Source organism: Bacillus sp. AR2-1 (assembly GCF_008368755.1).
Lineage (GTDB): Bacteria > Bacillota > Bacilli > Bacillales > Bacillaceae_G > Bacillus_A > Bacillus_A wiedmannii.
The window spans coordinates 33588-59786 of record NZ_QORY01000019.1; the positions used below are offsets into that span (position 1 = coordinate 33588).

Sequence of the window (26199 nt, forward strand, 5' to 3'; positions counted from 1 at the left end):
CATATAAAATGAAATTTTAATGTAAGCGTATTCTTATGGCTTCTTATAGAAAAGGGTGGAAGTACAATGACAGAACGATTCGTACTACGTAATGTGAAACGTGTGAACGGGGAAGAGATTGACATTGTAATTGAAAATAATAAAATCGCACAGGTGACGAAAGCTGGTGCTGGCGAGGGTGGAAAGGTTCTTGATTACTCAGGTACTTACGTATCGAGTGGCTGGATTGATTTACACGTTCATGCTTTTCCAGAGTTTAATCCGTATGGCGATGAGGTGGATGAAATTGGCGTTAAGCAAGGGGTAACGACAATTGTTGATGCGGGTAGCTGCGGAGCTGATCGTATTGCAGATTTAGTAAAAAGTAGAGAGCAGGCGAAAACGAATTTATTTGCCTTTTTAAATATTTCTCGCATCGGTTTGAAACGAATTGATGAATTATCCAACATGGGATGGATAGATAAAGAGAAAGTAATAGAAGCAGTAGAAAAGTATAAAGATGTAATCGTTGGGTTAAAGGCGAGAATGAGTAAAAGTGTCGTTTGTGATAGTGGAATTGAACCGCTTCATGTTGCACGCTCTTTATCTCGTGAAACATCATTACCGATTATGGTACATATCGGTTCAGCGCCTCCTCGCATTGAGGAAGTTGTACCTCTTTTAGAAAAAGATGATGTCATTACACATTACTTAAACGGGAAAGAAAATAATTTATTTGATGAAGAAGGCAAACCGCTACCTGTGTTACTAGATGCAGTGAAGCGCGGTGTTCATTTAGATGTTGGTCACGGTAATGCTAGTTTTTCTTTTAAAGTAGCAGAAGCGGCGAAGCGTCACGGTATTGCCTTTAATACAATTAGTACAGATATTTACCGGAAGAATCGTATACACGGCCCAGTGTATAGTATGGCTCACGTTCTTTCGAAATTCCTTTACTTAGGGTATCCGCTAGAAGAAGTAATTGATGCGGTTACGAAAAATGCGGCAGAGTGGCTGAAAAAACCAGAGCTTGGCCGTATTCAAGAAGGCGATATTGCAAATTTAACTTTATTTACGGTGAAAGATGAACCGATTACGTTAATTGATTCAGAAGGGGATCAGCGCATTGCTGAAAGAAGAATTGATACGAAAGGGGTTGTAATCAATGGGTCATTCATTGAATGCTAAGTACGGATTAAAAAGAGTAATTAATGCGAGCGGTAGAATGAGTATTTTAGGTGTATCCGCTCCGACAAATACAGTTATGGATGCGATGAAACATGGTGGACAAAATTATGTGGAAATTGCAGATTTAGTAGATAAAGCAGGAGACCATATTGCGAGAATTCTAGATTCAGAGGCAGCGGTCGTTGTGAATTCAGCATCGAGCGGAATTGCGCTTTCTATCGCTGGTATCGTGACAGAAGGAAATCGCCGTAAAAGTGAAAGACTTCATCAAGAGGTCATCGCGAAAAACGAAGTGATTATGTTAAAAGGGCATAACGTTCAATACGGTGCTCCAGTCGAAACGATGATTTATTTAGGCGGCGGTAAACTTGTAGAAGTTGGCTACGCAAATGAAGGGAAAGCAGAGCATATTGAAGATGCGATTGGTGAAAATACAGCAGCGATTCTATATGTGAAATCTCATCATGCTGTGCAAAAAAATATGATTTCTGTTGAAGAAGCATGGGAAGTTGCGCAAAGAAATAACGTACCACTTATCGTCGATGCGGCAGCTGAAGAAGATATTCAAAAATATGTGAAGTATGCAGACCTTGCTATTTATAGCGGTTCAAAGGCAATTGAAGGACCTACTTCTGGTATTGTTGGCGGTAAACGAAAATATATTGAGTGGCTGAAAGTGCAATTACATTGCATCGGAAGAAGTATGAAAGTTGGGAAAGAAACAACTTTCGGTTTACTTCAAGCGCTTGATGAGTACGGAGTAAAAGAAGATAAAAGTGAACAAGAAAAAGAGTTATTGCAAGTACTTATGCCGCTAAAGGAATTAAACGGTGTAAATGTAACGATCGTTCAAGATGAAGCAGGAAGAGCAATCTTTAGAGCACGTATTCACATTAACGAGAACGAGTTAAATAAATCAGCAAAAGACGTCGTAACAGCATTACGCGAAGGGGAAATTGCCATTTATACACGTGATTACGGAGTAAGACAAGGATTCTTTGATATTGATCCACGTCCACTTCAAGGTGATGACATACATGTGATTGAAGAAAAAATGAGAGAAATTGTAGGGGGAAACTAAAATGACAAACATTCAAAAACGTTTTTATAAAGGCCGCGTAGCATTAAATGTATTAGCGAACAATATCGAAAATGCGAAAGACATTTTTGAGGCAGCAGAAGGTTATGTAGTTGTTGGAGTGTTATCAAAAGACTATCCAACAGTAGCAGAGGCAGTTAAAGCGATGAAAGCATACGGAAAAGAAATTGATGACGCTGTATCAATCGGACTAGGAGCAGGAGATAATCGCCAAGCAGCAGTTGTAGCTGAAATTGCGAAGCATTATCCTGGTAGCCATATTAACCAAGTGTTCCCTTCAGTTGGAGCGACACGTGCAAATCTTGGCGGAAAAGATAGCTGGATTAATAGTTTAGTATCACCAACAGGAAAAGTAGGGTACGTAAACATTTCTACTGGTCCAATTAGTGCAGCTGGAGAAGAAAAAGCAATCGTTCCAATTAAAACAGCGATCGCACTTGTACGTGACATGGGCGGAAATTCATTGAAGTACTTCCCAATGAAAGGTTTAGCTCATGAAGAAGAATATCGCGCAGTTGCGAAAGCATGTGCGGAAGAAGGCTTTGCATTAGAGCCAACAGGCGGAATTGATAAAGAAAACTTTGAAACAATTTTACGTATCGCATTAGAGGCAAATGTAGAGCAAGTTATCCCGCACGTGTACTCTTCTATTATTGATAAAGAAACTGGTAATACGAAAACAGAAGATGTGCGTGAGTTATTAGCGGTAGTGAAGAAGCTAGTTGATCAATATGCGTAAGAAAATTGCAGCATTCGGCGAAGTAATGATGCGCCTGCAAGTACCAGGATATGAGTTATTGTCGCAAGCTAACGCATTAAATTACTCCTTTTCTGGTACAGGTGTGAACGTTGCAGCGGCACTTTCTCATCTCGGGCATGAAGGCTTTCTTATTTCAACTTTACCGGAAAATTCTGTAGGGGATGCTGCGGTATCACATATTCAAAAGTTAGGCATTCGGACGCCGTTTATTTCAAGAGGCGGTAAATATGTCGGCATGTACTTTTTAGAAAATGGATTTGGCGCACGTGCAAGCCGCGTTACTTATTCAAATCGATTAGAAAGTAGTTTCAATACGGCATGTGAAGACATGTATCAATTTGAAGAAATCGCAAAGGAAATTGATATCGTTCATTTTTGCGGGATTACACTTGCGATGAATGATACGGTGCGCCATCATATGAAATCTTTAGCGAAAGCAGTGAAAGAAAACGGAGGAACTGTCGTCTTTGATTGCAACTATCGTCCATCTCTTTGGGGAGAAGACGGGTATAAGCAGGCGAAACCACATTATGAAGAAATGCTGGCTCTTGCTGATATCGTTATGATGAACGAAAAAGATGCAATGTTCGTTCTGGGAATGAAAACCGAGGAGACGGAGCGAGAGGCGCAACTTGTTGATCTTATTCCAAAGGTTGCTGAAACATATCATATCGCTACAATTGCTGGTACACATCGCTCTATTAATAGCGATAATACACACTCGCTTCGCGGGTTTATATGTAAAGATGGTGCGTTCACTTTTGCAAAAACACTTACGTTTTCTGTATATGATAGAATAGGTGCTGGAGATGCTTATACGAGCGGGATTATTCATGGCGAGATAGAAGAGTTTGCACCAGAGAAAGCTGTTTCATTTGCGTCAGCAGCTGGAATGCTTGCACATACAATCGTCGGTGATACGCCAATGTCATCAGAGAAGGATATACTTCGGGCAATGACGGCATCAGTAGGTGATGTAGAAAGGTAGTGGGTGTAACGGTGAACGTAACGAGGAAAAAAGGACCATTATATTTACAAATAAAAAATATTATTCGTGATCGAATATTGCATGGTGTATATGCGATTCATACGAATATTCCTTCCGAACCGCAGTTAGAAGAAGAGTTCAAAGTGAGCAAAATTACAGTGCGTAATGCGATTAAAGAACTTGCTCAAGAAGGATATTTAGAAAAGAAAAGCGGTAAAGGAACGAAAGTTATCCGTAATACTTCTGCGACAAAGTTGTCAAAGGGTAAGAAATTTACAGAAGTGTTAGTGGAAGAAGGATATAAAGTACAGAAGAAATTGCTCAAAGCAGAAATCGTTCATAATGAAGAAGGAACGGTGCCATTTCGATTATTCGGTAAGGAAAGTTTTCGCATTGAACGTTTATATACGTTAAATGATGCACCGTACATTCATTATACGCACTATTTCTCAGCACACATGGCAAGTACAGATTTATCGGACTTTGACTTGCAATCGCTTTACGATTTAGTGGAAGACCGAGGTATACATTTAGAAAACTTCAGAGATGAATTCGCTGTTGGGCTTGCGCCTAGTTTCGTTGCCGAAGCGTTAGGTGAAAAAGAGGGGACAGCGCTATTAAAACGTATGCGCTATTCTTACGATGAAGTTGGAGAAGTAATTGAATATAGCGAAGGCTACTACAACACAGAAATGCAGCATTATGTAGTGAATTATGACGTATAAAAAAGAGGGGATTCGCCCTCTTTTTTTATAAAGTGTTTCATTAGATTCATCCCGCACCAATTAGGTGCTTATTGCCTGCAAATACGGGATAAAAGTAAGGGGAATGAGAGATGGATATATACTTATTAATCGTCACGTTACTTGCAATCGCGATTGTTATTTTAGGGGTATCATGGTGGAAATGGCATGCATTTATTAGTTTAACAGTTGCAAGTTTATTTTTAGCTATCATGTCTGGATTGAATTTGACGAAAATAGTGACTGCCTATGAAACTGGTGTCGGTAGTGTACTAGGGCATCTAGTTGGTATTTTAGCTCTCGGAACAATTTTAGGAAAAATGATGTCCGATTCAGGGGCCGGCATGCAAGTGGCAGACTTCTTTATTCGATTTTTCGGTGTAAAGAAACTACCTTGGGCTATGTTATTTGCAGGATTTGTTATAGGGATTCCGGTATTTTTTGAAGTGGGGATCGTCATTTTATTACCACTTGTTATTTCTATTCGAAAAACGACGAAGCAAAATATATTATTAATTGCGTTACCTGTTATTGCTGGATTATCTATTGTGCACGGGCTTGTACCACCACATCCAGGGGCGATGACAGCAATCGGTATTTATAACGCGAACTTAGGAAAGGTACTTTTATATTCATTACTTATCGCGTTACCAGCAGCCATTATCGCAGGACCGATATTTGCAAAGTGGGTACATAAAAGGGTTATACCTGAAAATGAACCAGAGCTTGTTCGAGTTACGACTGTATCAACAGATTTACCAAGTCGTAAAGTTTCATTTTTTATTATTTTATTACCAGTTGTATTGATGATTTTATCAGTAGTTGCACCATATATTTCATTACCGAAAAAGATAACTGAATTTTTTGTATTTATAGGAAGTCCAGTAATTGCTTTACTTATTTCATGTTTTGCAGCATTTTATTTACTTGGAATAAGGCAAGGAATTAATAAAAAGGTGATTAAAAAATTAATGGATGAAAGTTTATTACCGGTCGGTTCCATTATTTTAATTATTGGTGCAGGCGGTGGATTTAAACAAATATTAATTGAAAGCGGCGTTGGAACAGCGATTGCCCAAATGGCAGAACATATATCGTTATCACCAATTGTGTTAGCTTTCATGGTAGCTGGATTAATTCGAATTGCAACAGGTTCAGCGACAGTAGCATTAACGACAGCAGCAGGGATTGTTTCACCAGTTATTCAGCACATGTCAGGTGTAAATTTAGAATTGCTCGTTATAGCAACAGGTGCAGGATCATTAATGTTTTCTCACGTAAATGATGCAGGGTTTTGGCTTGTAAAAGAGTATTTAGGATTAACGGTGAAGGAAACGTTTAAAACGTGGACGGTACTTGAGACATTGTTATCATTTATTGCATTTGGTTTTGCGCTTTTATTAAATACTTTTATTTAGAAGATACCTTAATTGGTATCTTTTTTTGATGAAGCCCATTTCCAAAAACAAGCCCGTTTTTAGGTAAGCCAAGCTTCCTATTCGCCCTGAAAACATACTATAAATGGAATCCCCTCATTTAGAGCAAGGTGAACTTGTTATGAATGATACTAAAGGAGGAATAGAGTAATGAGCGAAAAGTGTGAACACAGACATGATGATTGTAACCGCAGACACCATGGTTGCGGAGGCGGTTTTGCGCTTCTAATCGTATTGTTTATTTTATTAATTATCATCGGTGCTAGCTGCTTCGGCGGAGGCGGAGGCGGTTGTGGTTATGGTGGTTACGGCGGTTATGGCGGCGGCTATGGTGGATATTGCTGCTAATTAAAAACTATTGAAAATAGCCTTGTGCATACTGCACAAGGCTATTTTATTCATATTTTTATATGCTGTGATAATTTATTAATGTACAGAGAACGGATTAAGAAGAAGAAAATGATCTCGATAATCCCGAAAAAGGTGAGTATAATTAATAACTCTTTTAGTAATGAGAAAGAAAACATGCTTTGTAAAAACTTAACCGCAAATAATGTGTGAACACCAGCAACGATATAAGGAACGAAAAATAAAATTCCTAACTGAATCGTTGCAGAGCGAAACATTTCTGATTCAGTTAAGCCTAGTTTTGTAATCGTAATGTATTTTTGTTTTTCATTCGTTAAGTCGTTATACATACGGAAGTATAAAACGCTAGCCGCACCGATAAAGAAGATAAAGCCAAGAAATGCCCAAATAAAGAATTGAGCAACTGCATTTTCTTTATTATGGAGTAACTCATCAGTAGCTGTATAAATATTAAAAGGAACGGGAGATGCATGCTTATCGTCTTTATGTGCCTCATAATATTTTTCGGTGTCATTACTAATACTTTTTAATATATTTTTTGTTGGAATAATTGCATTTTCCCAATTATCCACGAAGTAGTTATAAACTGTAATGGTTTCAATATGAGGAATCATAGTATCGATTGCATAATCTTGCATAATAACTAAATTTGCTAATGCAAATGGTGGTGCTATTCCTTTGTTAATAAATTCCTTTATATAAAACTCCTTTTTATTGGATTCAAGCGTAATTGTATTTTGTTTTACAAATGGATTTGATACAAGGTTTAATAGCTCTGGTGAATAGCCAGAAATAATGTAAACTTCTTTTGAATCAAGGGTGATTGTAGGTCTCTTTAACTGTTTAGCAATTTCGTTATAATCACTCATTTTCATAATTGCAATCTCTTCTTTTGAAGCAGTATCTTTTAAAAGCGTAAATTTATATTTTTTATATTGAAAATGAGCATTGGAAAGTTCGGATTCAATAGTATTAACGTGCTTTCGTTCAAGGGAATGATCCCCTTCTAATTTGTATGTGAAGGGAATAGGATATCGCTCTAGTATCGACGCTTTTGTATTATTATTCGCAGCAAATAGTCCGATAATAATCGTAAATGCAAGCGCAGATAGCATAGAAACGATAAAGAGTACATTAATATTACTACGGGTACGAGCAACTAAATCTGAAATCCATAACATGTTTATTTGTTTCAAATAAAACTTTCTACGCTTCTTTAAAATATAGATAAAAAGAAGAAATGTTTGTGAAAAGAAAAAATATGTTCCGATTACTACGAGTGGCAAAATAGATAATATAATAAAGAAGACAGATCCGTTTTGCACATTTTTTTCGGTTACGTAGCCTTGTGGATAACCAGCAATATAATAACATAACCCTAAACAAGTTAAAGCAAATATTGAAATGAGTATAGACGGCCTTTTTTCGGCTGTCACTTTCTTGTTCCCTTTAATAAGATGGACTGTTTTACGCGTACGAATAAACATCGGTGTAAACGTAGAAACGATTAAAAATAAAATGATAAACGTTACGGTTGTCACGATTATCGCTTCTGTTGGCCAATATAAATAGAGACCTTTCGCATTTGTTAATTTCGAAGTGACTAATAAGAAAAAGTTAGAAAATACAAGGCCACCTTGAATGCCGATAAAGATAGACAATATCCCGATGATCATGTTTTCAGTAAATAAAAGTCTTTTTAATTGTTTCTGTGAGATACCGAGAATCGTGAGTATCCCGAATTGCTGCTTCCGTACATTTAAAAATGTTCCAATTGAATATAAGAGAAAGAAGAACGAGAACATAACGATAACAAGCTGTGCTGTACTAGCTAAGTTCATTAGAGGATCACGTTCTTGAAAGCTTTGTACATTTTGGAAGCGCGGGTGATACGCGTATACAGTAAATGAAAAGAAAACCATGATAGAAAAAGCACTACTTACAAAATAAGCGAAATATGCTTTAGAATTACGCGAGACATTTTTAAATGCAAATTGCCAAAATGTCATCCACGTCTTCCTCCTAATAATGCTAAAACATCTAATATTTCTTGATAAAACTTTTCGCGATATAGCCCGCGATGTAGTTCGTTGTAAAGCTCGCCATCTTTAATAAAAATGACGCGGTTACAGTAACTTGCTGCGAATGGATCGTGCGTAACCATTAAAATTGTTGCATCTTCTTCTTTATTCAATTTCGTAAATAGTTCCATCACGTCAATTGCCGCTTTTGAATCTAAATTTCCCGTTGGCTCATCGGCAAGTAGAAGTGACGGATGATGAATAACAGCACGTGCTACTGCGGTACGTTGTGCTTGTCCCCCAGAAACTTCAAAAATACGTTTGTCTAAAATATGATCAATGCCAAGCTTTTTGGAAATGTTATTAAGCTTTTCGTCCATTTCTTTTAATGGAACATTATCTAATGTTAAAGGTAGTACGATATTTTCACCGATTGTTAGTGTATCTAGTAGGTTAAAGTTTTGGAAAACAAATCCTAACTCTTGGCGGCGGAAAATAGCTAACTTCTCTCTACGAAATGTGTGCGGTTTTTTTCCGTTAATCACGACATCACCAGAAGTAGGGGAATCAATTGTAGAGATAACGTTTAAAAATGTAGATTTACCACTACCAGATGGTCCCATGATAGCGACAAATTCACCTTTATCTACATGTAAATTTATATTTTTTAAAGCAGTATGAGGGACTTTTCCTTCATACACTTTTGAGACGTTTTTTATGTGTAAAACTTCTTCCATAGTAATCACCTTTCTATCCGTTAAAACTTAATGTGTTGTGATAATTTTTGCATATAGAAGGAACGAATTAAAAGGAAAAATAAAATTTCAACCGTTCCAAAAATCATAAGTACGACTGTAATCTCAGCGAAGAACGAGAGATGTAATACTTCTTGTAGCATCTTTGTCGCAAACATCGTATGAATCGATGCCATAATGTATGGAACAAAGAAAAGAATTGCAAGTTGAATTGTAGCAGATCGTTTCATCTCAGCTTCTGTTAAACCGATTTTTGTAATCGTTACATACTTTTCTTGCTCATTTGTTAAATCTGTATACATTCTGAAGTAAAGAACACTGCCAGCACCAATAAAGAAAATAACACCTAAGAAAGTCCCAATTAAGAAGAACGAAGCGACATTTTGTTTTGTTGTGTATAGAGAATCGCTCGCTTCACTTGCATGGAAAGGCGGGTGCTCTGCTTGAATGTTGTTCCCGTCTGTATTCACTTTTTCTATGAATAAAGAGCCGATGTTATTAGCTTTTTCCCAGTCCTTAACTTTAAAGCTATATACACTCATCTGTTTTGAAACGGATGATAACGCCTCTACATTTTCATCAGATAGTATGAGCAATTGGTATATTAAGCGATTTGGGAATGGGTTATAACTTTTATATTCTTTCACTTGTAGTTGTAAATTGTTTTGAGTAAGTGTAAGAGTATTTTTCTTGTCTTTATTATGAAGCGTTCCAATAACCTGATCATCTAAGTCTTTCATAAGAATATAAGATTCATTCTTATTTACCGTGAGCGTTTCCCAATTTAAAGCCTTAGCAAGTACATTATAGTCACTTTGTTTAATTGCATAATAGAGCTGAGAATTTCCTTCCGCTGAAGATACTTCATATATATCCGTTTTAAATTGTTTATAAGTAAATTGCTCTTCGTTAAACTTTTGTTTTAACCAATTTAAATGTTCATCCGCTAACGTATTTTCAGTATGTGATAAATATGTAAAAGGAAAAGGATTTTCTCTTACTGTATCGAACTTCATAAATTTACCAAAACCATATAAGAATGTAATCATAGTAAAAGCAAGTGTTGATAGCATCGCTACAATAAAGAGCATGTTAATGTTTGTCCGAATGCGCGCTGCTAAATCAGAAATCCAAAGCATATTAATTCGCTTCATATAAAATGTTCTTCGCGTTTTTAATATACGAATGAGTAAAAAACTAATTTGTGAAAAGAAAAAGTATGTTCCAGCTGCAACAAGTGACGGAATGAGAAATATACTGGTGGCGGCGTACAAAAGCCCAACTACTTCGCCGAGCGACATGAAATATAGCGGATTTGCTGCTAGTACGTATCCAGATATTAAACATGTCGCACCAAATAGAGAGATGAGCACGGATGCTTTTCTTTCTTTTTGTTTTGTTCCTTCTTTTAAAAGACGTACAGCCTTTCTCGTCCGAATGAGCATCGGCGTAAACGATGAGACGAGAATGAAGAGTCCTAGAAAAATGATCATAGTTAAAATAATGGCAGCTGTTGGCCAATATAAATATAAACCAGGAACATGTGTAATTTTGGCGGTAACTAATAAAAAGAACTGCGAGAAGACAAGTCCAAGTTGAATGCCGAAAAAGATGGAAAGAACACCAATTAGCATGTTTTCTAGAAATACGAGTCTCTTTAATTGTTTTTGAGATATGCCAAGTACTGTTAAAATCCCAAATTGCTTTTTTCGTACTTTTAAGAAAGTACCGATTGAATATAGTAAAAAGAAAAATGAAAAGAATACAATGACAATTTCTGAAATTGTCATTAATATGTTCAGAGCAGCATTCACGCCTGTCATATGCAATTTAGGATGAAATAAATAAACCGCAAACGAGAAAAAAATTGCAATGGAAAATGCACTACTTACAAAATAGGCGAAATAAGCTCTGGCGTTCCGGTTTACGTTTTTGAATGCAAACTGCCAAAATGTCATTCACCTGAACCTCCTAATAGAGTGAAGAAGAAAAGGATATAAGAGATACCCTTTTCCTGTACTAATATATTTATAAAACTTAACCATTCGTATACTCTGATAACTTTTGCATGTAAAAGGAACGAATAAATAAGAAAAAGATGACTTCAACGACTCCAAAAATAATAAGAACAGCTGAAATTTCTTTGAATAGTGATAAATCAATTACGTCTTGGAGCATTTTTGTTGCGAACATTGTATGAATGGACGCCATAACGTACGGAACGAAAAATAAAATGCTAAGTTGAATGGTTGCAGATATTTTCATCTCTACATCTGTTACACCAATTTTTGAAATTGCTACATATTTTTCTTGTTCATTCGTTAAATCAGTATACAGTCTAAAGTAAAGAACGCTACCTGCTCCAATAAAGAAAATGACACCTAAGAATGTCCCGATTAGGAAGTATGCGGCACTTCCTGATGTAATTCTATATAATGAGCCTGCTGATTCATAGGAGCGTATAAGGGGTCCTTCGTATTGGAATTCCTGTCGATCTCTTTGTATTTTTTTCATAAAATCATCAGCGATTTCATACGTCTTTTCCCAGTTTTGTACGTTATAATTGTACGCTGCTACATGCTTTGTTGTATTTGGTAAGTTGTTTACAACAGCGTCAGGTAAAATTAAAGTTTGATATGAAAAGTCAGAGGGAATGGCCCCTACTTGTTCATATCCTTTTACTTGTAATGTCGTATTTGTGCTAGAAAGTGTAATGGATTTTCTATTGTAGCTTGGCTCAAATTGGCTGAATAAGGTGAAATAAGCGCTACCTGTTAAGACATATGCTTCGTTATCGCTCATGAATAGTTGTTTCATTCGCAGGGAAGCTGCAAGTTTGTTATAGTCACTTTGTTTCATTGCATAGATGTCATTGTAAGTCGTTATACCTTCATCTTCTTTCAGTGGTGTTTCATATAAATCAGCTTTTAGTTTTTTATAAGAGAAATCTTCCTTTTGTAACTGCTTTTCAAGCCAAGTTAAATGCTCGTTAACAAAAGGATTTGCGTCATATGAAAAATAAGAAAATGGAAAAGGTGAAGTTCTCGCAACATCTAGCTTTGTAAACTTTCCGAATCCATATAGGAACGTAATCATTGTGAAAGCAATTGTAGAAAGCATCGCTACAATAAAAAGCATATTGATATTCGTTCGAATACGACTTGCTAAATCCGAAATCCAAAGCATGTTAATTCGTTTCATATAAAAATTTCTTCTTTTCTTTAAAATATAAATAAGTAAGAAACTAATTTGAGAAAAGAAAAAATATGTCCCAATTGTAACAAGTGCTGGAATCACAAAAACACTTGAAACCATATAGATAACGCCTACTTGCGTGTTTATTGAGAAGAAATATTTAGGGTTTGCAGCTAAAATATAACCACCTAATAAACAGATAGCACCAAATAGAGAAATGAATATGGATGGTTTTCTTTCCTTTTGTTTCCCACCATTAGTTTTTAAAAGGTTTACCGTCTTTTTCGTACGAATTAGCATGGGTGTAAATGAAGATACAGCGATAAAGAGACCAAGAAATACAATCGTTGTTAAAATGAAAGCATTCGTAGGTGGATATAAATATATCCCTGGTAGATGTGTAATTTTCGCTGTCACTAATAAGAAAAATTGTGAAAATACAAATCCAAACTGCATACCGAAAAAGATAGATAAAATACCAATTAACATATTTTCAGTGAAAACGAGTCGATGTAATTGTTTTTTTGATATACCTAAAATAGTTAAAATACCAAATTGCTTTTTACGAACTTTTAAAAACGATCCAATTGAATAGAGTAGAAAAAAGAACGAGAACAAGACAATAACAACTTCTGAAAAAATCATTAATCCTGAAATTTCAGAGATCATAGTGGGATTTTGTAATTTCGGATGAAACAAATAAACAGCAAACGAAAAGAAAACAGCAATTGAAAAGGAACTGCTTAAGAAATAAGCAAAATAAGCTCTGGAATTACGCGTTACATTTTTAAAGGCAAACTGCCAAAATGTCATAATATGTACCTCCCGTTAGAAGGTAAATATGTAGTTTTATTGCAAAAAATGTATGAGAGTAAGTTCTCATACATTTTGCTAGCATATGTTCCGATCATGCTTCGGTCACCTTCTCTGTATGTTCTGCTTGATTATTTGCAGCGTTGTGGAAGATGATTTTAATCGTCGTTCCTTTACCAACTTCAGAATCTAGTTTGACAGAGTGACCTAAATAATCACAAATTTTACTTACAATATAAAGTCCCATACCAGTAGATTCTCCGAATGCGCGACCGTTTTTCCCAGTGTAAAACGGTTCAAATACTCTTCGAATATCTTCTTGCGGAATACCAACACCTTCATCGCGAACTTCTAAAATAATATCTTTTCCGTTTCGATAAGCAGATAAGAAAACTTTCTTCCCGCGCTCACCAGAGTAACGAACTGCATTTGTCATTAACTGATAAATGATGAACTTTAGCCATTTCGCATCAGAAGCAACTTTTAAATCGGAATGAACTTCTAAAACAGGGAAGACCCCATTTCGAATGAATAGTTCTTTTAATCCGTTAATATTTTTTGTTACCGCATCTTTTAATGAAATCGTCTCAACGTGGAAATCTTCATGGAAGTTATTTAACCTTGCCATATATAAAGCCATATCGAGTCCTTGATTTAATCGTTCTAATTCTTTTTTGAATTTCGGAATCAAATGTTCATCTTCCATTTCGAGTACCATAAGTTGCATAACAGACACAGGTGTCTTCATTTGATGCACCCAGTGGTTAATGAATAATTGATGTTCTTGTTGTTTTACTTCATACGACTGTAGTTCCTTTTGGAAGAGACGGTACTGTGTGCGCACGAGTTCATTTACACCGTGAGGCATCGGAGCAGTTGCTCTTTCAATAAACGCATCTTCCATTTTCTCTGGTTGCTCACTTAATCTATGGTACATTCTACGATTGCGGACGTAACGATAAGCGAGGAAACAAATGAATAAATATAAACTTAAAACGACGAAGTAAAATTTATTATTTTGAAATCCATCTACTGCATCATACAGAACGAAAATGATGCCGAAGTTTAATACATATAGTAGAAAAAATGCAAAATGATCACGTAAAAATAGCTTCATGCTTATTCACTCCAAGTTGCGTTAAAACGATACCCAAGTCCACGTACTGTTTCAATAGCATTTTCAATACCAAGCTCATTGAACTTTTTACGAAGACGCGTAATGTTTACGTTTAATGTATTTTCCTCAACGAAGCTTTCGTCATCCCATAGGGCAGCTAATAAATCTTCACGGCTCGCTGTACGAGGGAATTTAGATAATAACATTTCTGCTAAAATTGCCTCTTTCTTCGTTAAAAGAACTTGCTCAGCACCGAAATGGATTTCTGGGCGTTCTGGGAATAGTTTTAAACCTTTTACTTCAACGATACGTTCAGAAATATTTGGCGCATAATCACCGTAAATACGGCGTAATTGACCTTTAATTTTCGCCATTACAACGTCATAGTGGAACGGTTTTGTAATATAATCATCCGCACCGCTTTCAATCGCCATAATTTGTTCCATCTCGCCAGCACGCGCTGAAATGAAAATAATTGGACAAGTAGATTCATGACGAATTTGACGGCACCAGTAGAATCCATCGAATTTCGGTAAGTTTACATCAAGTAAAACAAGATGTGGTTTCACTGCATTAAACGATTCCATAATATCATCGAAATTCTCTGCAACAACAGCTTCATAGCCATATTTTTGAATGTGAGATTGTAGTAATGATGAAATATTTGGATCGTCTTCAACGATTAAAATTTTATACATATGTATACTCCTCCTAAAAAAACAATTGTAGCTATAGTGTATCATGTGTTTCAAGTCTTTTCATTATGTTGAAATGTAGGCTAATAAACAGTATAGGTCAAAAGTGTGAAAAGTAAAAAGGGCTTATGTATAATTGATAATTAATTGGAAGTGATTTAATATTTAGATAAATATCTAAATGTCTAATTAGTGAAAGGAAGAAAGACATTGAATCAAGCATTCAAAGCATTAGCAGATCCAACAAGGCGAAAAATTTTGGACTTATTGAAAGAAGATGATTTAACTGCTGGTGAGATTGCTGAACATTTCAATATGACGAAGCCAAGTATTTCACACCACTTAAACGCACTTAAAAATGCTGAACTTATTCAAGATGAAAAAAAAGGGCAATTCGTTATGTACTCTTTAAATACAACTGTATTTCAAGATTTATTGACTTGGGTGTTTACATTTACGAATAAGGGGGAAGAGGGGAAATGAGGAAGCATATATTTCCGTTATTATTAATTGCTTTAACGATTATTGCATGGTGTGCCGCGTGGCCGCATTTACCGGAGGAGGTTCCGAGTCATTGGAATCTTGCTGGTGAGGTAGATGGACATATGTCAAAAATGGGCATGATGATTTTGGATGTTGCAGTTATGGTTTTTATATATGTGTTATTGACTTTATTGTCTAAGATAGATCCGAAGCATGGGAATTATAAGAAATTTTCTAAAGGATATAATGTAATGAATTATAGCGTATTAGTCCTATTATTTTTAGTAAGTATCATTGGAATTGGTGCTGGATTAGGTTATGACATTCCCATGAATAGTACACCGCATATTCTTGTTGGTCTTTTATTTATAGTCATCGGCAACTATTTACCACAATGTAAACCAAACTACTTTGTAGGTATAAAAACACCGTGGACATTAAGTAACGAGGAAGTGTGGAGGAAGACACACCGTTTTAGTGGAAAGGTGTTTGTTGTATTAGGAATTATTATGATGTTAAGTATTTTTGCCCCAGTAGTATGGAAAGCTTTCTTAATAATTGGGATTATTATCGGTGCAGTAGGACTAACGATGGGATATTCTTATGTTGCTTATAAAAAAGAACTAAAAATGTAAATAAAAGCTGCTTTTCCTTCTAAGGAAGAGCAGCTTTATTTCTTATTTCTTCAAAATCGGTATCCAAATTTCACTTTTAAAGTTTGGAGAAGATACATCTTTCTGTTCATTCCACAATATTTCCGGTCCTACCGCTAATTCATAGTTGGAAGAAGGAAACCATTCGGAATAAATGCGTCCCCATACATTTTGTAATGTTTCAGGAAATGGACCGACAGCTTCAAAGATAGCCCACGTTGAAGCTGTGACTTCAAGTTGCGCGAATTGCGCTGGACAATTTTTCGTTGTGGCTACTCCAATGTAGTGATCAAGTTCTCCCTTTTCCTCCATCCTTCCTTCAGAAAAGTTAGTAGAAGCACTAATAATTCCATTCGGTTCCATGTTTGAAAGGGACTTTAACGTTTGAATGGACTCTGGATTTAGACTCTTCCACATAGAAGCAATTTCTTCATTTACACCATTAAACACAATCGGTACTCGTTTCGTAATACCAATAATTCGAAATGGTTCTTTTTCTTTAATTCGATAATTCATTTCATTTCCTCCTTGAATCGATAACTGGAAGGTCATTGGTGAATAAGCTTTCAAAGAACGAATTGTACTTCGAGCTTCTGAAGGCGTTATACCGTGCAAGTTTTGAAAGGCACGTGTAAAGGAATCGGGTGAGTTGTATCCATATTTGATAGCGACATCAATGACTTTTGCATTGCTATCTTTTAGTTCAAAAGCAGCAAGAGTAAGACGCCTACAACGAATATATTCTGATAGTGATACGCCAGCTAGGAAAGAAAACATTCTTTTGAAATGGTATTCAGAGCAGTAAGCTATTTTTGCGACTTCTTTAAAATCAATTTCATCTGTTAAGTTATTTTCAATATATTGCATTGCCGCATTCATGTTTTTAAGTGAATCCATACGATGACCTCCTTGTTAAATAGAATAGCAGGAACAAACGAAGTCCATCCGACATTTCATGCACAACTTTGTAGGGTACATTTTTAACCTTACAAAATTGTAATGTTCCTGTAAGGAGAATGAATGGATGGTATGATATCCCAATGCTATAGTAACAAAGTACTTTTGTTCAGTAGGTTAAATTTTTATATCTTTACTTATGCGTCTTACATAACTGTCATGTTTGTGTAAGAAACATCGATAGTGGCAAGAGTAGAGAGTGTATATAGTTGAAAATAGAGAATAGAAGAAATGAGGGATGTCGAGATGAAAACAGTGTTAGAAGCAAAAAATATTGAAAAAGTGTATGACACGGGTGGTAATAAATTTGCAGCGTTAAAAGGTATCAACTTACAAGTAAAAGAAGGTGAGTTCGTTGGAATTATGGGACCTTCTGGTTCTGGTAAGACGACTTTACTAAACGTTCTTTCTACAATTGATAATGCGACGAACGGTGAAATTTTAATTGATGGAAAAGATATCGTGAAGATGAACGATGATAAGTTAGCGTTATTCCGCCGCGATCATTTAGGGTTCATTTTCCAAGATTATAATTTATTAGATACGTTAACGGTAAAAGAGAACATTGCGTTACCTCTTGCGTTATCAAAGGTGAAAGCGAGTGAGATTGATCGCCGCGTTCTTGAAATTTCAAAGAAATTCGGTATTGATCACATTTTAAGTCAGTTCCCATATCAAGTGTCAGGCGGACAGAAGCAGCGCTGCGCAGCATCGCGTGCGATCGTTACGAATCCTAGTATGATTTTCGGGGACGAGCCGACAGGAGCGCTTGATTCTAAATCAGCGACAGATTTACTTGAAAGTATGAAGTCGTTAAATGAATATGATAACTCTACAATTTTAATGGTAACACATGATGCGTTTGCGGCGAGTTACTGTAAACGAGTTATTTTCATTAAAGATGGTGAGTTATATAAAGAATTGCACCGCGGGGAATTAACGCGTAAACAGTTCTTCCAACAAGTCGTTGACGTAATGTCTTCCATTTCCGGAGGTATGGCTGATGACCTTATCTAGCATTGCCCTCCGAAACATACAGCGGAATTTTAAAGACTACTTTGTATATTTTGCATCTATGATCTTTAGCATCGTCATTTATTTTACATTTAAGGCGTTGCAGTATAATTCACAAATGGAAAAAGCTGCGGAAGCTTCTAAAAAAATTAGCGGAGCGTTCCAAGTTTCAAGTGTTATGCTAATTATTTTCGTAGCGGTGTTCATTATATATTCGAACGGTTTCTTTACAAGGAAGCGTAAAAAAGAAGTTGGGCTATATTCCTTATTAGGCATTCGTAAAAGACAAATTGGTAAAATGCTGTTTTATGAAAATATGTTAATGGGATTAATGTCTTTAATTATCGGAATTGCGATCGGTAGCGTTCTTTCAAAACTATTCCTTGAACTACTAATAAGTATGATGGGAATAAACTTAAACGTTCATTTTGAAATACCGATGGCCGCAGTTATTGATACAGCACTTATTTTCTTTGTGATTATTTTGTATACATCACTTCAAGGATATCGTTTAATTTATCGCTTTAAGCTAATTGAACTTTTCCGAGCGGAACGCGAAGGAGAAGCAATGCCAAAAGGATCCGTAGTGATGGCGTTAATTTCAGTTTTCTTAATCGGTTCAGGTTATTTCTTAGCGTTAATGTACATGAAAGCAGTTATGTATGCAGACTTTATGGTCGTTGCATTATACATTTTACTAGCGACAGTAGCAGGAACTTATTTATTGTTTATGTTCTTCACAGTATTTGTATTGAAGCGAGCAAGAAATAATAAGTCAGCATTTTATAACGGTATGAATATGGTAACGACATCGCAACTACTATATCGCATTAAAGGAAACTCGAAATCACTAGCAACAATTGCTATTTTAAGTGCAGTGACATTAACAGCGGTTGGTACGTCAGTTACGATGTATTACAACACATTTACGCAATCAAAAGTTGCTGCTCCGTATAGTTATTCTTACGAGAAAAAAGATGAAGCACTAGATAAAAAAGTAAAAGAAATACTTGCTGGAGAGAAGAGCAATCATCCAGTGACATATGAATCAGAAGTTGAAATGATTCCTGTGAAGGGAACATTTAAAGGTGAAAGAGCAGATCAAGTGCTGAACACACATTATAATGTTACGAAGCAGTACCAGCTTATTTCTCAATCAAGCTTTAATACAATTGCGAAACGATTAGATGTAGAGCCTGTAAATTTAAGTGCGAATGAAGCCTTTGTATACGATAGCCTCTATATTGAAAAACTTGATTTTGGTCCTCTTTATACAGGAAATAAAGCTGTATTTCCTGTTGGGAATGAATCGAAAGAGCTAAACATTAAAGGTGTAAATAGTAGAAGTCTTACAAACTTAAATGAACTATTTGTAATCGTTCCAGATCAAACATATGAGCAGGCGAAACAAGTATATGAAACACGCGCTGTAAAAAATATTGATGTAAAAGGTGAGCGAAATAGTAAAGAGTTAACAGCGAAATTAGCAAACGTTATGCCAGCAGGCGAATCGGAAGTTTTAAAACCATTTAACGATTTCTATACAGGATTCCAAATGGGAATTGAAACGACAGGTTTAATGATGTTCATTGGGCTATTCTTAGGATTAGTTTTCCTATTAGCGACAGGCTCAATCATTTACTTTAAACAGCTTACAGAAGCAAGTGCTGACCGTGATCGTTACGTTGTTCTTCATAAAATTGGTGTAACGAAGCAAGAGATGAAGAGAGCTATAGCAAAACAAGTGAGCTTTATCTTTGCTATTCCGTTAATTATCGGTATTTTACACAGTTTATTTGCACTAAAAGGTTTGTCAAATATATTACCATTTGAAATTATGATCCCGCTCCTAATTAGTATTGGAGTATATGGTGTCATTTATATCGGATATTACTTCCTAACAGTTCGTTCTTATTATAAGATTGTGAGTGCGAAATAATAAGTGAAGCTGCGAGAAAATAAGAAAGCCATTTACCTAATTTTTTATGAGGTGAATGGCTTTTTTTACGTTCTAATTATAATGAAGAGATAATTAACGCGCATCGATTATGTCGATGAAACTAAAAGTATGCTTTCGGTTAAAGGCATCTATGCAAAGTAAAGAACGCTTCAAAGGATTTAATTCCATTACAGTCATATAACTTGTAGGGAAATAACCATCTTTATAATAAGTGATCAATATTTCTTTTTCTGAAATGTAAGAGCGTAATAAAGTATCTTCAATTTTGTCTCTATCATCATAGGGTGATACTATTTGCGATTCTTTCATATCAGTCGATTTTGATATATTTGTACTACTCATGCTTTCTATTCTCCTAACAATATATTTTCTATATGGGAAGGCTAATTACTATGGAAGTACCTTGTGTGATAGAACGAAGTAAGTATGGATGATTGGGAGCAGGATTGGCTTCGTACTAAAAAATTATCAAATTCATTCACTTATTTATAGTAATTATTTGTCATTCTTGTACTTTTTTGAATGGGATTCAAACTTTATTAAGGGGAATAAATCGATGTGATGAAGGTGAGCTAGTATAACAACTATCTCACCTTCTATATTAAGTAAGCATTTTTATATAACGGTATGATTTTCACGATATTGTCTAGGCGTCATACCCGCAATTTTTTTGAAGACTCTTGTGAAATAACTTTGATCATTAAAATTAAGCCAGGCACAAATATCTGATAATGGATAAGTCGTTAATGTTAATAATTTTTTAGCTTCTTCTACTCGTTCTCTCTGGATGTATTCAATTAAAGGAATTCCCACTTCTTTTTTAAATAGTTTTGATAAATAAGTAGGGGAAATATGTAAAAGGTTAGCAAGATCATTCAAAGATATTTCATCGTAAATATGCTTGTTAATATAATTGAGGCACGTAGTAATGGAATTAGAATATGCTTGATTATGATATTCTTTTACACGTTCTGCAAAAGTACATAATGCATCTTCAATTAACCTATTTACGGAATACATGTTATCTAGTTTCTCAATCGTTTGTATATATAAAGTACCGAGTGAAAAAGCAATATGCGATGGAAGATTACCGTCTATCGCATATCGAATAGCTAGCGTAATGGCGATAATGCCATTATTTTTTTGGTTTCTAAGCTGATCTCCTTTAGACCAAATTGTCGCATCTTCTTGGGGGAATGAATACGCATATTGTATGACCTTTTCTGTATTGCCTTCTTTAATGGCTGAAAAAAATTTGCGTTCCAATGATATGTCATAATTTTGCGGATCATGCCGGCGACGTTTTGAAATGTATAAATCAGGATTTACGATTTTATAAGAAACATCTTCGAGTAATTTATTCTCTTTCCAGACAATATCTCTATCTAATTTTTCATTAAAAATGACGTAATGTAACCAAATACTTATATCAATTAACGTGCTTTTTTTAATCTCGGGTAGAAATTGATAGTAATCTACTCCTTGTTGCATTTTATTATTACAGTTGAAATACTTCATCAGTTTAATCGCCATTTCATCTGATACTTTTGGATAGGTAGTCGGGCCGATTATAATTGTACCTTTTATATGTTCATGATTTGTTATATGGATGCTAATGAAATTTTCAAGATACTTATTTCCTTTGAAAATTGGAAAATTGCAAGGTACGTTTTCTTGATAAATTTCATTAAGATGTTCTTCTTTAGAAGAATAAAATGGACTACCAATTGTATGAGAAGTAGATTCATATACAATTTTTTTATCAGTAGATAGAAATTGAACAGGAACATGGAATGTTCTATGTACAAGGTCACATAAGTGCTGTAGGTCGATGGAATTATTCATTATCTTCTCCTTTTAAATAGTTTTGGAATACCACATATTCAGACTCAAATCTATATTTCTTATTATTTGCCTTTGTTTGCTTACATGAAAATAAACGTAGTGATGGTACCTTCCATAAAAGTTCTTTTTATATCTACTATACCAAATTAATGAATATAAAAGAGGTATTTATATATGGAATAAGAAATGTTTCATTCTTCATAAAATCTTAAGAAATCTCCTCAATTTTTGTTAAGAAACGATAGTTATACTTAGAAACAAGTTAAAAACTATCGAACGAATGGGGAGAGGGTTACATGCAACTCATAACATTCTTACATGAATTTATAAAACATCCGAAACATACTGGTGCAATTGCGCCAAGTTCAAAAATATTAGCAAAGAAAATGGTAGATGTCATTGATTTTAATAGAGCGAAATGTATCGTAGAGCTAGGGCCTGGTACAGGGGTTTTCACGAGAGAAATTATGAAGAGAAAGAAGAAGGAAACGATATTTCTTCTTATTGAAATTAATGAAGTGTTTTGCAAAGAGTTAAAGAGAAAGTTTAAAAATGAGCAGAACGTCATTGTGGTACATGGTTCAGCTGAAAATATAAAGAAGTATATGGAAGAATTACAGATAGAATGCATTGATTACGTCTTATCGGGATTGCCTTTTACATCTTTACCAGAAGAAGTTTCAAAGCGTATTTTAAACAATGTAATGGAGGCGATACATGAGACAGGTGAATTTATTACATTTCAATATTCACTTGTGAAAAAAGGATTTATACAACATTTCTTCCCTGAAATTACGCTCGAAAAAGTGTGGCTCAATTTCCCGCCAGCGTACATCTTTAGCTGTAAAAAAGAGTTAAGAAGAGCTTATGCCTAATGGAATTACATGAATTATTATCTTATATTGAACAGTATGGCTATTGGGCACTATTTTTCTGTTTATGGTTAGGTATTATCGGTATGCCAATTCCAGACGAAATGATCGTAATGAGTGGTGGGTTTGTCTCTTCATTAGGGATATTAAGTGTCATTCCAGCATTTTTATTAACCTATTTAGGCGTTGTATCTGGGCTGTCGTTAGGTTATATAGTAGGAAAAATATTTGGTATAAAAGTACTTGATAAGCTAATGAAAAAGAAAAAGGCGAAATATCTTTTGAAATCTCAACAAATGGTAGAGAAGTATGGCCATTATGCGTTAGTCACAAGCTACTTCATACCAGTCGTCAGACATATCGTACCGTATTTAGTTGGAATGAATAACATGTCATTTAAGACGTATGCTTTGTATTCCTATACGACAGGACTTGTTTGGACACTTGCTTACTTTGTACTCGGTTCTTTATTTGGACAACATATTGAAAGGATTGTAGCGCTTGCGATAGAGTATGGCGTGTATTTTGGCGGAATTGTTTTTGTTGTTGCGAGTGGTGCTTATTTGTATAAGCAAAGAAGAAGTACGGTGATGAGTAAATAAATAGAATGAGGGCTTACGCTTATTGAGAGTAGTATAAAAGGGAGAGTTATTTTGTAGAATAACTCTCCCTTTTAATGTAATAGCTTTTCATTACTTACATTAGGTGTTGTTTGAAATACAGTTATATAAATTGTTAATATGATTGTATTGATTAGATTAGCTAGTATAGTCATAAAATCACTTGATGGAGTGATAAGAACAAAGATTGAAAGTATGGCAGAAGCAAGTGGAATAAACTTTTGTAGTGTAGTTAACTTTCCGTCTTTATGAAGCTTCGAAGATTGAAAGAAGCAAAGTAAGAAAATAAAGGACGTAAATAATAATCCTAGATAGCCCCATCCATCTTCAATATACCAAGGTAAAAAGCTCATTCTTGATGTGAAAATAAATAAATTGAATACTAACGTGCTAATGATTAGCGTATTTAAAATCGTGATATTTGTCTGTTTTTCCATTTGAATTATACTCCGAAATTTATTTTATCCCGTATTAAAGGGCAGTAAAATCCCCACTGATTAAAGTTTTACTTTATTGAGATGTTTTTGCCATTTCCATAAATCGCTGTTCAATTTCATCGAAATCGAATGAATGGCATATTCTGCGGTCTTCTTTATCTAAAATTCGATAATGTTGAGATAAAATATTTTGTTGTATTTGATAACCGTTTAATTCTTTTATTTGTCGCCACCACACTTTTCCGCCTAACGTCTTCGGGAAGTTTGTACTGTAATGTGTAAAAGCGATTGTTTTTATAATTTCATTCACATCATCCCCAAATGTCATCTGGACTGTATCGCTCTGTTCGAAGAGTGTTACGACACAAACTGCGCCTGCCCATGTTAGCGTGCGTCTTCCTTTTTCGATTTCTACTAATGTTTTCTTCGATAAACCAATAATTTCTGACATTTTATCTTGTGATAGATTATTTTCAACACGGATGAGTTTTAATTTTGAATTAACGAGTTCAATAAATTTTTGTTTATCCATAATGCAGCTCCTTTTTCTTATAGTGTAAAATTACACTAAAGGTGTAATTTTGTCAATTGGAGTGTAAAAAGTTATTTTTTGTCTATTTCAATCTTTTTAATTAATATTTCACTTTTAGTTTAAGAAAATGTTAAGAAATCGAACGAGTTTTTATTAAGAAATAAGCTCTATACTTAGAAAAACCTTAAAGAAAACATAATGAAAGGTGGAATATAGATGAAAAGATTTATTTTTGGATCACTACTTGTTATCGTCGCAGGAGCGGCATATTTATTAAAGGGGAGCGCGGGGTTTGATAGAATGAATCCATTTCTTGATATAGAGGACCATTATGCAATAATTGATAACGATGGAAAAGAGTTAGGTGGAAATAAAGGTCGTGAATATAAAGTGAAAGCTTATGATGAAAATGGTAAGAAAAAAGAAGTTACAATTGACGAAGTAGATGAATTACCAAAAGGCTCATACTGGCATGTGCTTACGAGAGGTAAGTTCTTACATAATAAAGTACAAGTAACAACAGATAAAATTCCTGATGGAGCGAAGGCGAAATTAGGATTATAAGTATAAAACCGATTCTCAATGAGAGAATCGGTTTTGTTGTTTTATGGTAATGTTTAGTGTAAGGGGGCGAGGGTGATGCTACTCATTGTTAGTCTTATTTTAATCGGGGTTATGTGTAGTATGAGAATAGTATCTTTACATATGATAGAACGAGAAAAGATAGAAGAGCGATATGTATATTGTCCAAAATGTAATGCGAAAATTAGGAGAGGCAATTCTGCTCCCTTTTGTTCGAAATGTAATTTAACATTTTAATTATAGGAAATTTGAAATCATTTTGTATGGTTTTGGATTTTTTACACGAAAGCGTAAGAAAGAAATAGGTCTTTACTCTTTACTAGGTATTGGAAAAAAAGAAATAGGCAAAATGCTGTTTTATGAAAATACGTTAATGGTTTTACTATCGATTAGTAATCGGCATTGTAATTGGTAGTTTACTTTCAAAATCATTCCTTCAGTTATTAGTAAGCATGATGGAATTAGGCGTAAACGTTCATTTTGAAGTACCGATTGGAGCGGTTATTGATACAGCATGTATTTTTTTGTTTCATTTTTCTTTATACATCTTTTAAAGGATATAGCGTTATTTATATTAGTTATTATTTCTTAACGGTTCATTCTTATGTTCGGATTGTGAGTAAATGAAAATAGTGATAAAGTTTTTCGTTTTTTATTAGCTAAAATGAGGTGTGCATAACTAAGGTTTGATAAGGGGAATTTGAAACAGAAAAGAGATGGGAAAACCATCTCTTTTCTGTTTCAATGTTTTACGCTATTATCTATTTTCTTTCTATTCACATATAGGAAATGCATCTTGTAGATAAGGAGAAAGATAATCCTTTATTCTAATATTTAAAGTGGAGAAAAGCAGAAGTTAGAGCTTTTGTAATAAACGCTCGCTACTATTCATATCATTTTTGCATAATGGACATTTTGGTTCTTCTTCTAATGAAAAATTTTTACGCATCCATCCACGGCAGTCTTTTGCCGTACATTCCCATATAGCTATCGCTTCGGGATCTTCTACAGGCTTATCATTTTTTCTCCAATACATGTGATCGCTCCTCTAAAGTGAAAAGTTTTTTTGAAAAAATAAAAAGGTTG

General features: G+C 34.9%; 27 protein-coding genes and 1 pseudogene. 16 read left to right on the plus strand and 12 right to left on the minus strand.

Going from position 1 to position 26199, the window contains the following annotated elements; translation table 11 throughout:
* Nucleotides 1-66 precede the first annotated feature (66 nt).
* The 7 genes from DT250_RS21900 (at nucleotide 67) to DT250_RS21930 (ending at nucleotide 6541) form a co-directional block, all read left to right on the plus strand.
* Nucleotides 67-1167, plus strand: coding sequence for an amidohydrolase/deacetylase family metallohydrolase (locus tag DT250_RS21900; protein ID WP_097889139.1), 1101 nt, complete (start codon nucleotides 67-69; stop codon nucleotides 1165-1167).
* The gene (locus DT250_RS21905) at nucleotides 1145-2248 is read left to right on the plus strand and encodes a DgaE family pyridoxal phosphate-dependent ammonia lyase (RefSeq protein WP_098133830.1); all 1104 of its coding nucleotides are present in this window, start codon (nucleotides 1145-1147) and stop codon (nucleotides 2246-2248) included. Before DT250_RS21900 ends, DT250_RS21905 begins: the two co-directional genes overlap by 23 nt.
* Before the next feature lies 1 nt (nucleotide 2249).
* Nucleotides 2250-3005 (plus strand): 2-dehydro-3-deoxy-phosphogluconate aldolase, encoded by a 756-nt coding sequence (dagF, locus tag DT250_RS21910; RefSeq protein WP_098133829.1) that lies wholly within the window; start codon nucleotides 2250-2252, stop codon nucleotides 3003-3005.
* Complete coding sequence (locus tag DT250_RS21915; RefSeq protein WP_088064674.1) at nucleotides 2998-4014, plus strand: sugar kinase; 1017 nt, start codon at nucleotides 2998-3000, stop codon at nucleotides 4012-4014. Before dagF ends, DT250_RS21915 begins: the two co-directional genes overlap by 8 nt.
* Nucleotides 4014-4739 (plus strand): GntR family transcriptional regulator, encoded by a 726-nt coding sequence (locus DT250_RS21920; protein WP_000539264.1) that lies wholly within the window; start codon nucleotides 4014-4016, stop codon nucleotides 4737-4739. Before DT250_RS21915 ends, DT250_RS21920 begins: the two co-directional genes overlap by 1 nt.
* A 110-nt stretch (nucleotides 4740-4849) precedes the next feature.
* Nucleotides 4850-6175 carry a gluconate permease GntP gene (gntP, locus tag DT250_RS21925; RefSeq protein ID WP_088064673.1) on the plus strand — a complete coding sequence of 442 codons (1326 nt, stop codon included), beginning with the start codon at nucleotides 4850-4852 and terminating at the stop codon, nucleotides 6173-6175.
* Nucleotides 6176-6343: 168 nt separating this feature from the next.
* Entirely contained in the window at nucleotides 6344-6541 is a 198-nt protein-coding gene (locus DT250_RS21930) for a YjcZ family sporulation protein (protein WP_001290402.1), read from the plus strand.
* A 50-nt stretch (nucleotides 6542-6591) separates the two neighbouring features.
* Here DT250_RS21930 and DT250_RS21935 read toward each other — a convergent pair whose 3' ends face one another.
* The 6 genes from DT250_RS21935 to DT250_RS21960 form a co-directional block, all read right to left on the minus strand.
* The gene (locus DT250_RS21935; protein WP_149213702.1) at nucleotides 6592-8571 is read right to left on the minus strand and encodes an FtsX-like permease family protein; all 1980 of its coding nucleotides are present in this window, start codon (nucleotides 8569-8571) and stop codon (nucleotides 6592-6594) included.
* The gene (locus DT250_RS21940; RefSeq protein WP_071757563.1) at nucleotides 8568-9320 is read right to left on the minus strand and encodes an ABC transporter ATP-binding protein; all 753 of its coding nucleotides are present in this window, start codon (nucleotides 9318-9320) and stop codon (nucleotides 8568-8570) included. The genes DT250_RS21935 and DT250_RS21940 overlap by 4 nt, the downstream gene beginning before the upstream one ends.
* 20 nt (nucleotides 9321-9340) lie before the next feature.
* Entirely contained in the window at nucleotides 9341-11296 is a 1956-nt protein-coding gene (locus DT250_RS21945) for an ABC transporter permease (RefSeq protein WP_088064671.1), read from the minus strand.
* Nucleotides 11297-11375: 79 nt separating this feature from the next.
* Nucleotides 11376-13346: an FtsX-like permease family protein gene (locus DT250_RS21950; protein WP_088609432.1), complete on the minus strand. Its 1971-nt coding sequence runs from the start codon at nucleotides 13344-13346 to the stop codon at nucleotides 11376-11378.
* 94 nt (nucleotides 13347-13440) lie between these two features.
* On the minus strand, nucleotides 13441-14463 hold the full coding sequence (locus tag DT250_RS21955; protein WP_000765337.1) for a sensor histidine kinase: 1023 nt from the start codon (nucleotides 14461-14463) through the stop codon (nucleotides 13441-13443).
* A gap of 2 nt (nucleotides 14464-14465) precedes the next feature.
* Nucleotides 14466-15161 (minus strand): response regulator transcription factor, encoded by a 696-nt coding sequence (locus DT250_RS21960; RefSeq protein WP_149213703.1) that lies wholly within the window; start codon nucleotides 15159-15161, stop codon nucleotides 14466-14468.
* A gap of 207 nt (nucleotides 15162-15368) precedes the next feature.
* Between DT250_RS21960 and DT250_RS21965 the strand changes: the two genes are divergently transcribed.
* A complete protein-coding gene (locus tag DT250_RS21965) occupies nucleotides 15369-15641 on the plus strand; it encodes an autorepressor SdpR family transcription factor (RefSeq protein WP_088064669.1) in 273 nt (90 codons plus the stop codon).
* A complete protein-coding gene (locus DT250_RS21970; RefSeq protein WP_149213704.1) occupies nucleotides 15638-16276 on the plus strand; it encodes an SdpI family protein in 639 nt (212 codons plus the stop codon). The genes DT250_RS21965 and DT250_RS21970 overlap by 4 nt, the downstream gene beginning before the upstream one ends.
* Before the next feature lie 42 nt (nucleotides 16277-16318).
* Here DT250_RS21970 and DT250_RS21975 read toward each other — a convergent pair whose 3' ends face one another.
* Complete coding sequence (locus DT250_RS21975; RefSeq protein ID WP_088064667.1) at nucleotides 16319-17191, minus strand: AraC family transcriptional regulator; 873 nt, start codon at nucleotides 17189-17191, stop codon at nucleotides 16319-16321.
* A 306-nt stretch (nucleotides 17192-17497) separates the two neighbouring features.
* Here DT250_RS21975 and DT250_RS21980 point away from each other — a divergent pair, with 306 nt between their 5' ends.
* Together DT250_RS21980 and DT250_RS21985 are read left to right on the plus strand one after the other, a co-directional pair.
* The gene (locus DT250_RS21980; protein ID WP_000859654.1) at nucleotides 17498-18268 is read left to right on the plus strand and encodes an ABC transporter ATP-binding protein; all 771 of its coding nucleotides are present in this window, start codon (nucleotides 17498-17500) and stop codon (nucleotides 18266-18268) included.
* Nucleotides 18255-20204, plus strand: coding sequence for an ABC transporter permease (locus tag DT250_RS21985; RefSeq protein ID WP_088064666.1), 1950 nt, complete (start codon nucleotides 18255-18257; stop codon nucleotides 20202-20204). The genes DT250_RS21980 and DT250_RS21985 overlap by 14 nt, the downstream gene beginning before the upstream one ends.
* Before the next feature lie 93 nt (nucleotides 20205-20297).
* Here DT250_RS21985 and DT250_RS21990 read toward each other — a convergent pair whose 3' ends face one another.
* Both DT250_RS21990 and DT250_RS21995 read right to left on the minus strand, forming a co-directional pair.
* Nucleotides 20298-20567, minus strand: coding sequence for a YolD-like family protein (locus DT250_RS21990; protein WP_088064665.1), 270 nt, complete (start codon nucleotides 20565-20567; stop codon nucleotides 20298-20300).
* Between the two features lie 273 nt (nucleotides 20568-20840).
* Entirely contained in the window at nucleotides 20841-22070 is a 1230-nt protein-coding gene (locus DT250_RS21995) for a helix-turn-helix domain-containing protein (RefSeq protein WP_088609434.1), read from the minus strand.
* 296 nt (nucleotides 22071-22366) lie between these two features.
* Here DT250_RS21995 and DT250_RS22000 point away from each other — a divergent pair, with 296 nt between their 5' ends.
* Together DT250_RS22000 and DT250_RS22005 are read left to right on the plus strand one after the other, a co-directional pair.
* Nucleotides 22367-22945 carry a class I SAM-dependent methyltransferase gene (locus DT250_RS22000; RefSeq protein ID WP_088064663.1) on the plus strand — a complete coding sequence of 193 codons (579 nt, stop codon included), beginning with the start codon at nucleotides 22367-22369 and terminating at the stop codon, nucleotides 22943-22945.
* A complete protein-coding gene (locus tag DT250_RS22005; RefSeq protein WP_088609435.1) occupies nucleotides 22945-23544 on the plus strand; it encodes a DedA family protein in 600 nt (199 codons plus the stop codon). The genes DT250_RS22000 and DT250_RS22005 overlap by 1 nt, the downstream gene beginning before the upstream one ends.
* Nucleotides 23545-23615: 71 nt before the next feature.
* Here the strand turns inward: DT250_RS22005 and DT250_RS22010 are convergent, their stop codons facing one another.
* The gene (locus DT250_RS22010; protein ID WP_087984913.1) at nucleotides 23616-23999 is read right to left on the minus strand and encodes a hypothetical protein; all 384 of its coding nucleotides are present in this window, start codon (nucleotides 23997-23999) and stop codon (nucleotides 23616-23618) included.
* 73 nt (nucleotides 24000-24072) lie between these two features.
* Nucleotides 24073-24531, minus strand: a complete 459-nt coding sequence (locus tag DT250_RS22015; protein WP_088064661.1) for a helix-turn-helix transcriptional regulator — start codon at nucleotides 24529-24531, stop codon at nucleotides 24073-24075.
* A 216-nt stretch (nucleotides 24532-24747) separates the two neighbouring features.
* Between DT250_RS22015 and DT250_RS22020 the strand changes: the two genes are divergently transcribed.
* The 3 genes and pseudogenes from DT250_RS22020 to DT250_RS22030 all read left to right on the plus strand — a co-directional run.
* Nucleotides 24748-25095: a YxeA family protein gene (locus tag DT250_RS22020; protein WP_088064660.1), complete on the plus strand. Its 348-nt coding sequence runs from the start codon at nucleotides 24748-24750 to the stop codon at nucleotides 25093-25095.
* A gap of 75 nt (nucleotides 25096-25170) precedes the next feature.
* Complete coding sequence (locus tag DT250_RS22025) at nucleotides 25171-25350, plus strand: hypothetical protein (protein WP_088064659.1); 180 nt, start codon at nucleotides 25171-25173, stop codon at nucleotides 25348-25350.
* Between the two features lie 19 nt (nucleotides 25351-25369).
* Nucleotides 25370-25686 (plus strand): annotated as a pseudogene (locus DT250_RS22030) (FtsX-like permease family protein); the annotation flags it as partial.
* Between the two features lie 283 nt (nucleotides 25687-25969).
* Here the strand turns inward: DT250_RS22030 and DT250_RS22035 are convergent.
* Nucleotides 25970-26149 carry a cold-inducible protein YdjO-related protein gene (locus tag DT250_RS22035; protein WP_000289924.1) on the minus strand — a complete coding sequence of 60 codons (180 nt, stop codon included), beginning with the start codon at nucleotides 26147-26149 and terminating at the stop codon, nucleotides 25970-25972.
* Nucleotides 26150-26199 lie beyond the last annotated feature (50 nt).

Coding starts and splice junctions, on each gene's coding strand:
- DT250_RS21995 (WP_088609434.1), bottom strand. CDS start 22,070: ATGAATAATTCCATCGACCTACAGCACTTATGTGACCTTGTACATAGA.
- gntP (WP_088064673.1), top strand. CDS start 4,850: ATGGATATATACTTATTAATCGTCACGTTACTTGCAATCGCGATTGTT.
- DT250_RS22020 (WP_088064660.1), top strand. CDS start 24,748: ATGAAAAGATTTATTTTTGGATCACTACTTGTTATCGTCGCAGGAGCG.
- DT250_RS21905 (WP_098133830.1), top strand. CDS start 1,145: ATGGGTCATTCATTGAATGCTAAGTACGGATTAAAAAGAGTAATTAAT.
- DT250_RS22005 (WP_088609435.1), top strand. CDS start 22,945: ATGGAATTACATGAATTATTATCTTATATTGAACAGTATGGCTATTGG.
- DT250_RS22035 (WP_000289924.1), bottom strand. CDS start 26,149: ATGTATTGGAGAAAAAATGATAAGCCTGTAGAAGATCCCGAAGCGATA.
- DT250_RS22025 (WP_088064659.1), top strand. CDS start 25,171: ATGCTACTCATTGTTAGTCTTATTTTAATCGGGGTTATGTGTAGTATG.
- DT250_RS21985 (WP_088064666.1), top strand. CDS start 18,255: ATGACCTTATCTAGCATTGCCCTCCGAAACATACAGCGGAATTTTAAA.
- DT250_RS21990 (WP_088064665.1), bottom strand. CDS start 20,567: ATGAGTAGTACAAATATATCAAAATCGACTGATATGAAAGAATCGCAA.
- DT250_RS22015 (WP_088064661.1), bottom strand. CDS start 24,531: ATGGATAAACAAAAATTTATTGAACTCGTTAATTCAAAATTAAAACTC.
- DT250_RS21935 (WP_149213702.1), bottom strand. CDS start 8,571: ATGACATTTTGGCAATTTGCATTTAAAAATGTCTCGCGTAATTCTAAA.
- DT250_RS21950 (WP_088609432.1), bottom strand. CDS start 13,346: ATGACATTTTGGCAGTTTGCCTTTAAAAATGTAACGCGTAATTCCAGA.
- DT250_RS21960 (WP_149213703.1), bottom strand. CDS start 15,161: ATGTATAAAATTTTAATCGTTGAAGACGATCCAAATATTTCATCATTA.
- DT250_RS21930 (WP_001290402.1), top strand. CDS start 6,344: ATGAGCGAAAAGTGTGAACACAGACATGATGATTGTAACCGCAGACAC.
- DT250_RS21980 (WP_000859654.1), top strand. CDS start 17,498: ATGAAAACAGTGTTAGAAGCAAAAAATATTGAAAAAGTGTATGACACG.
- dagF (WP_098133829.1), top strand. CDS start 2,250: ATGACAAACATTCAAAAACGTTTTTATAAAGGCCGCGTAGCATTAAAT.
- DT250_RS21955 (WP_000765337.1), bottom strand. CDS start 14,463: ATGAAGCTATTTTTACGTGATCATTTTGCATTTTTTCTACTATATGTA.
- DT250_RS21975 (WP_088064667.1), bottom strand. CDS start 17,191: ATGGATTCACTTAAAAACATGAATGCGGCAATGCAATATATTGAAAAT.
- DT250_RS22000 (WP_088064663.1), top strand. CDS start 22,367: ATGCAACTCATAACATTCTTACATGAATTTATAAAACATCCGAAACAT.
- DT250_RS21945 (WP_088064671.1), bottom strand. CDS start 11,296: ATGACATTTTGGCAGTTTGCATTCAAAAACGTAAACCGGAACGCCAGA.
- DT250_RS21940 (WP_071757563.1), bottom strand. CDS start 9,320: ATGGAAGAAGTTTTACACATAAAAAACGTCTCAAAAGTGTATGAAGGA.
- DT250_RS22010 (WP_087984913.1), bottom strand. CDS start 23,999: ATGGAAAAACAGACAAATATCACGATTTTAAATACGCTAATCATTAGC.
- DT250_RS21970 (WP_149213704.1), top strand. CDS start 15,638: ATGAGGAAGCATATATTTCCGTTATTATTAATTGCTTTAACGATTATT.
- DT250_RS21900 (WP_097889139.1), top strand. CDS start 67: ATGACAGAACGATTCGTACTACGTAATGTGAAACGTGTGAACGGGGAA.
- DT250_RS21915 (WP_088064674.1), top strand. CDS start 2,998: ATGCGTAAGAAAATTGCAGCATTCGGCGAAGTAATGATGCGCCTGCAA.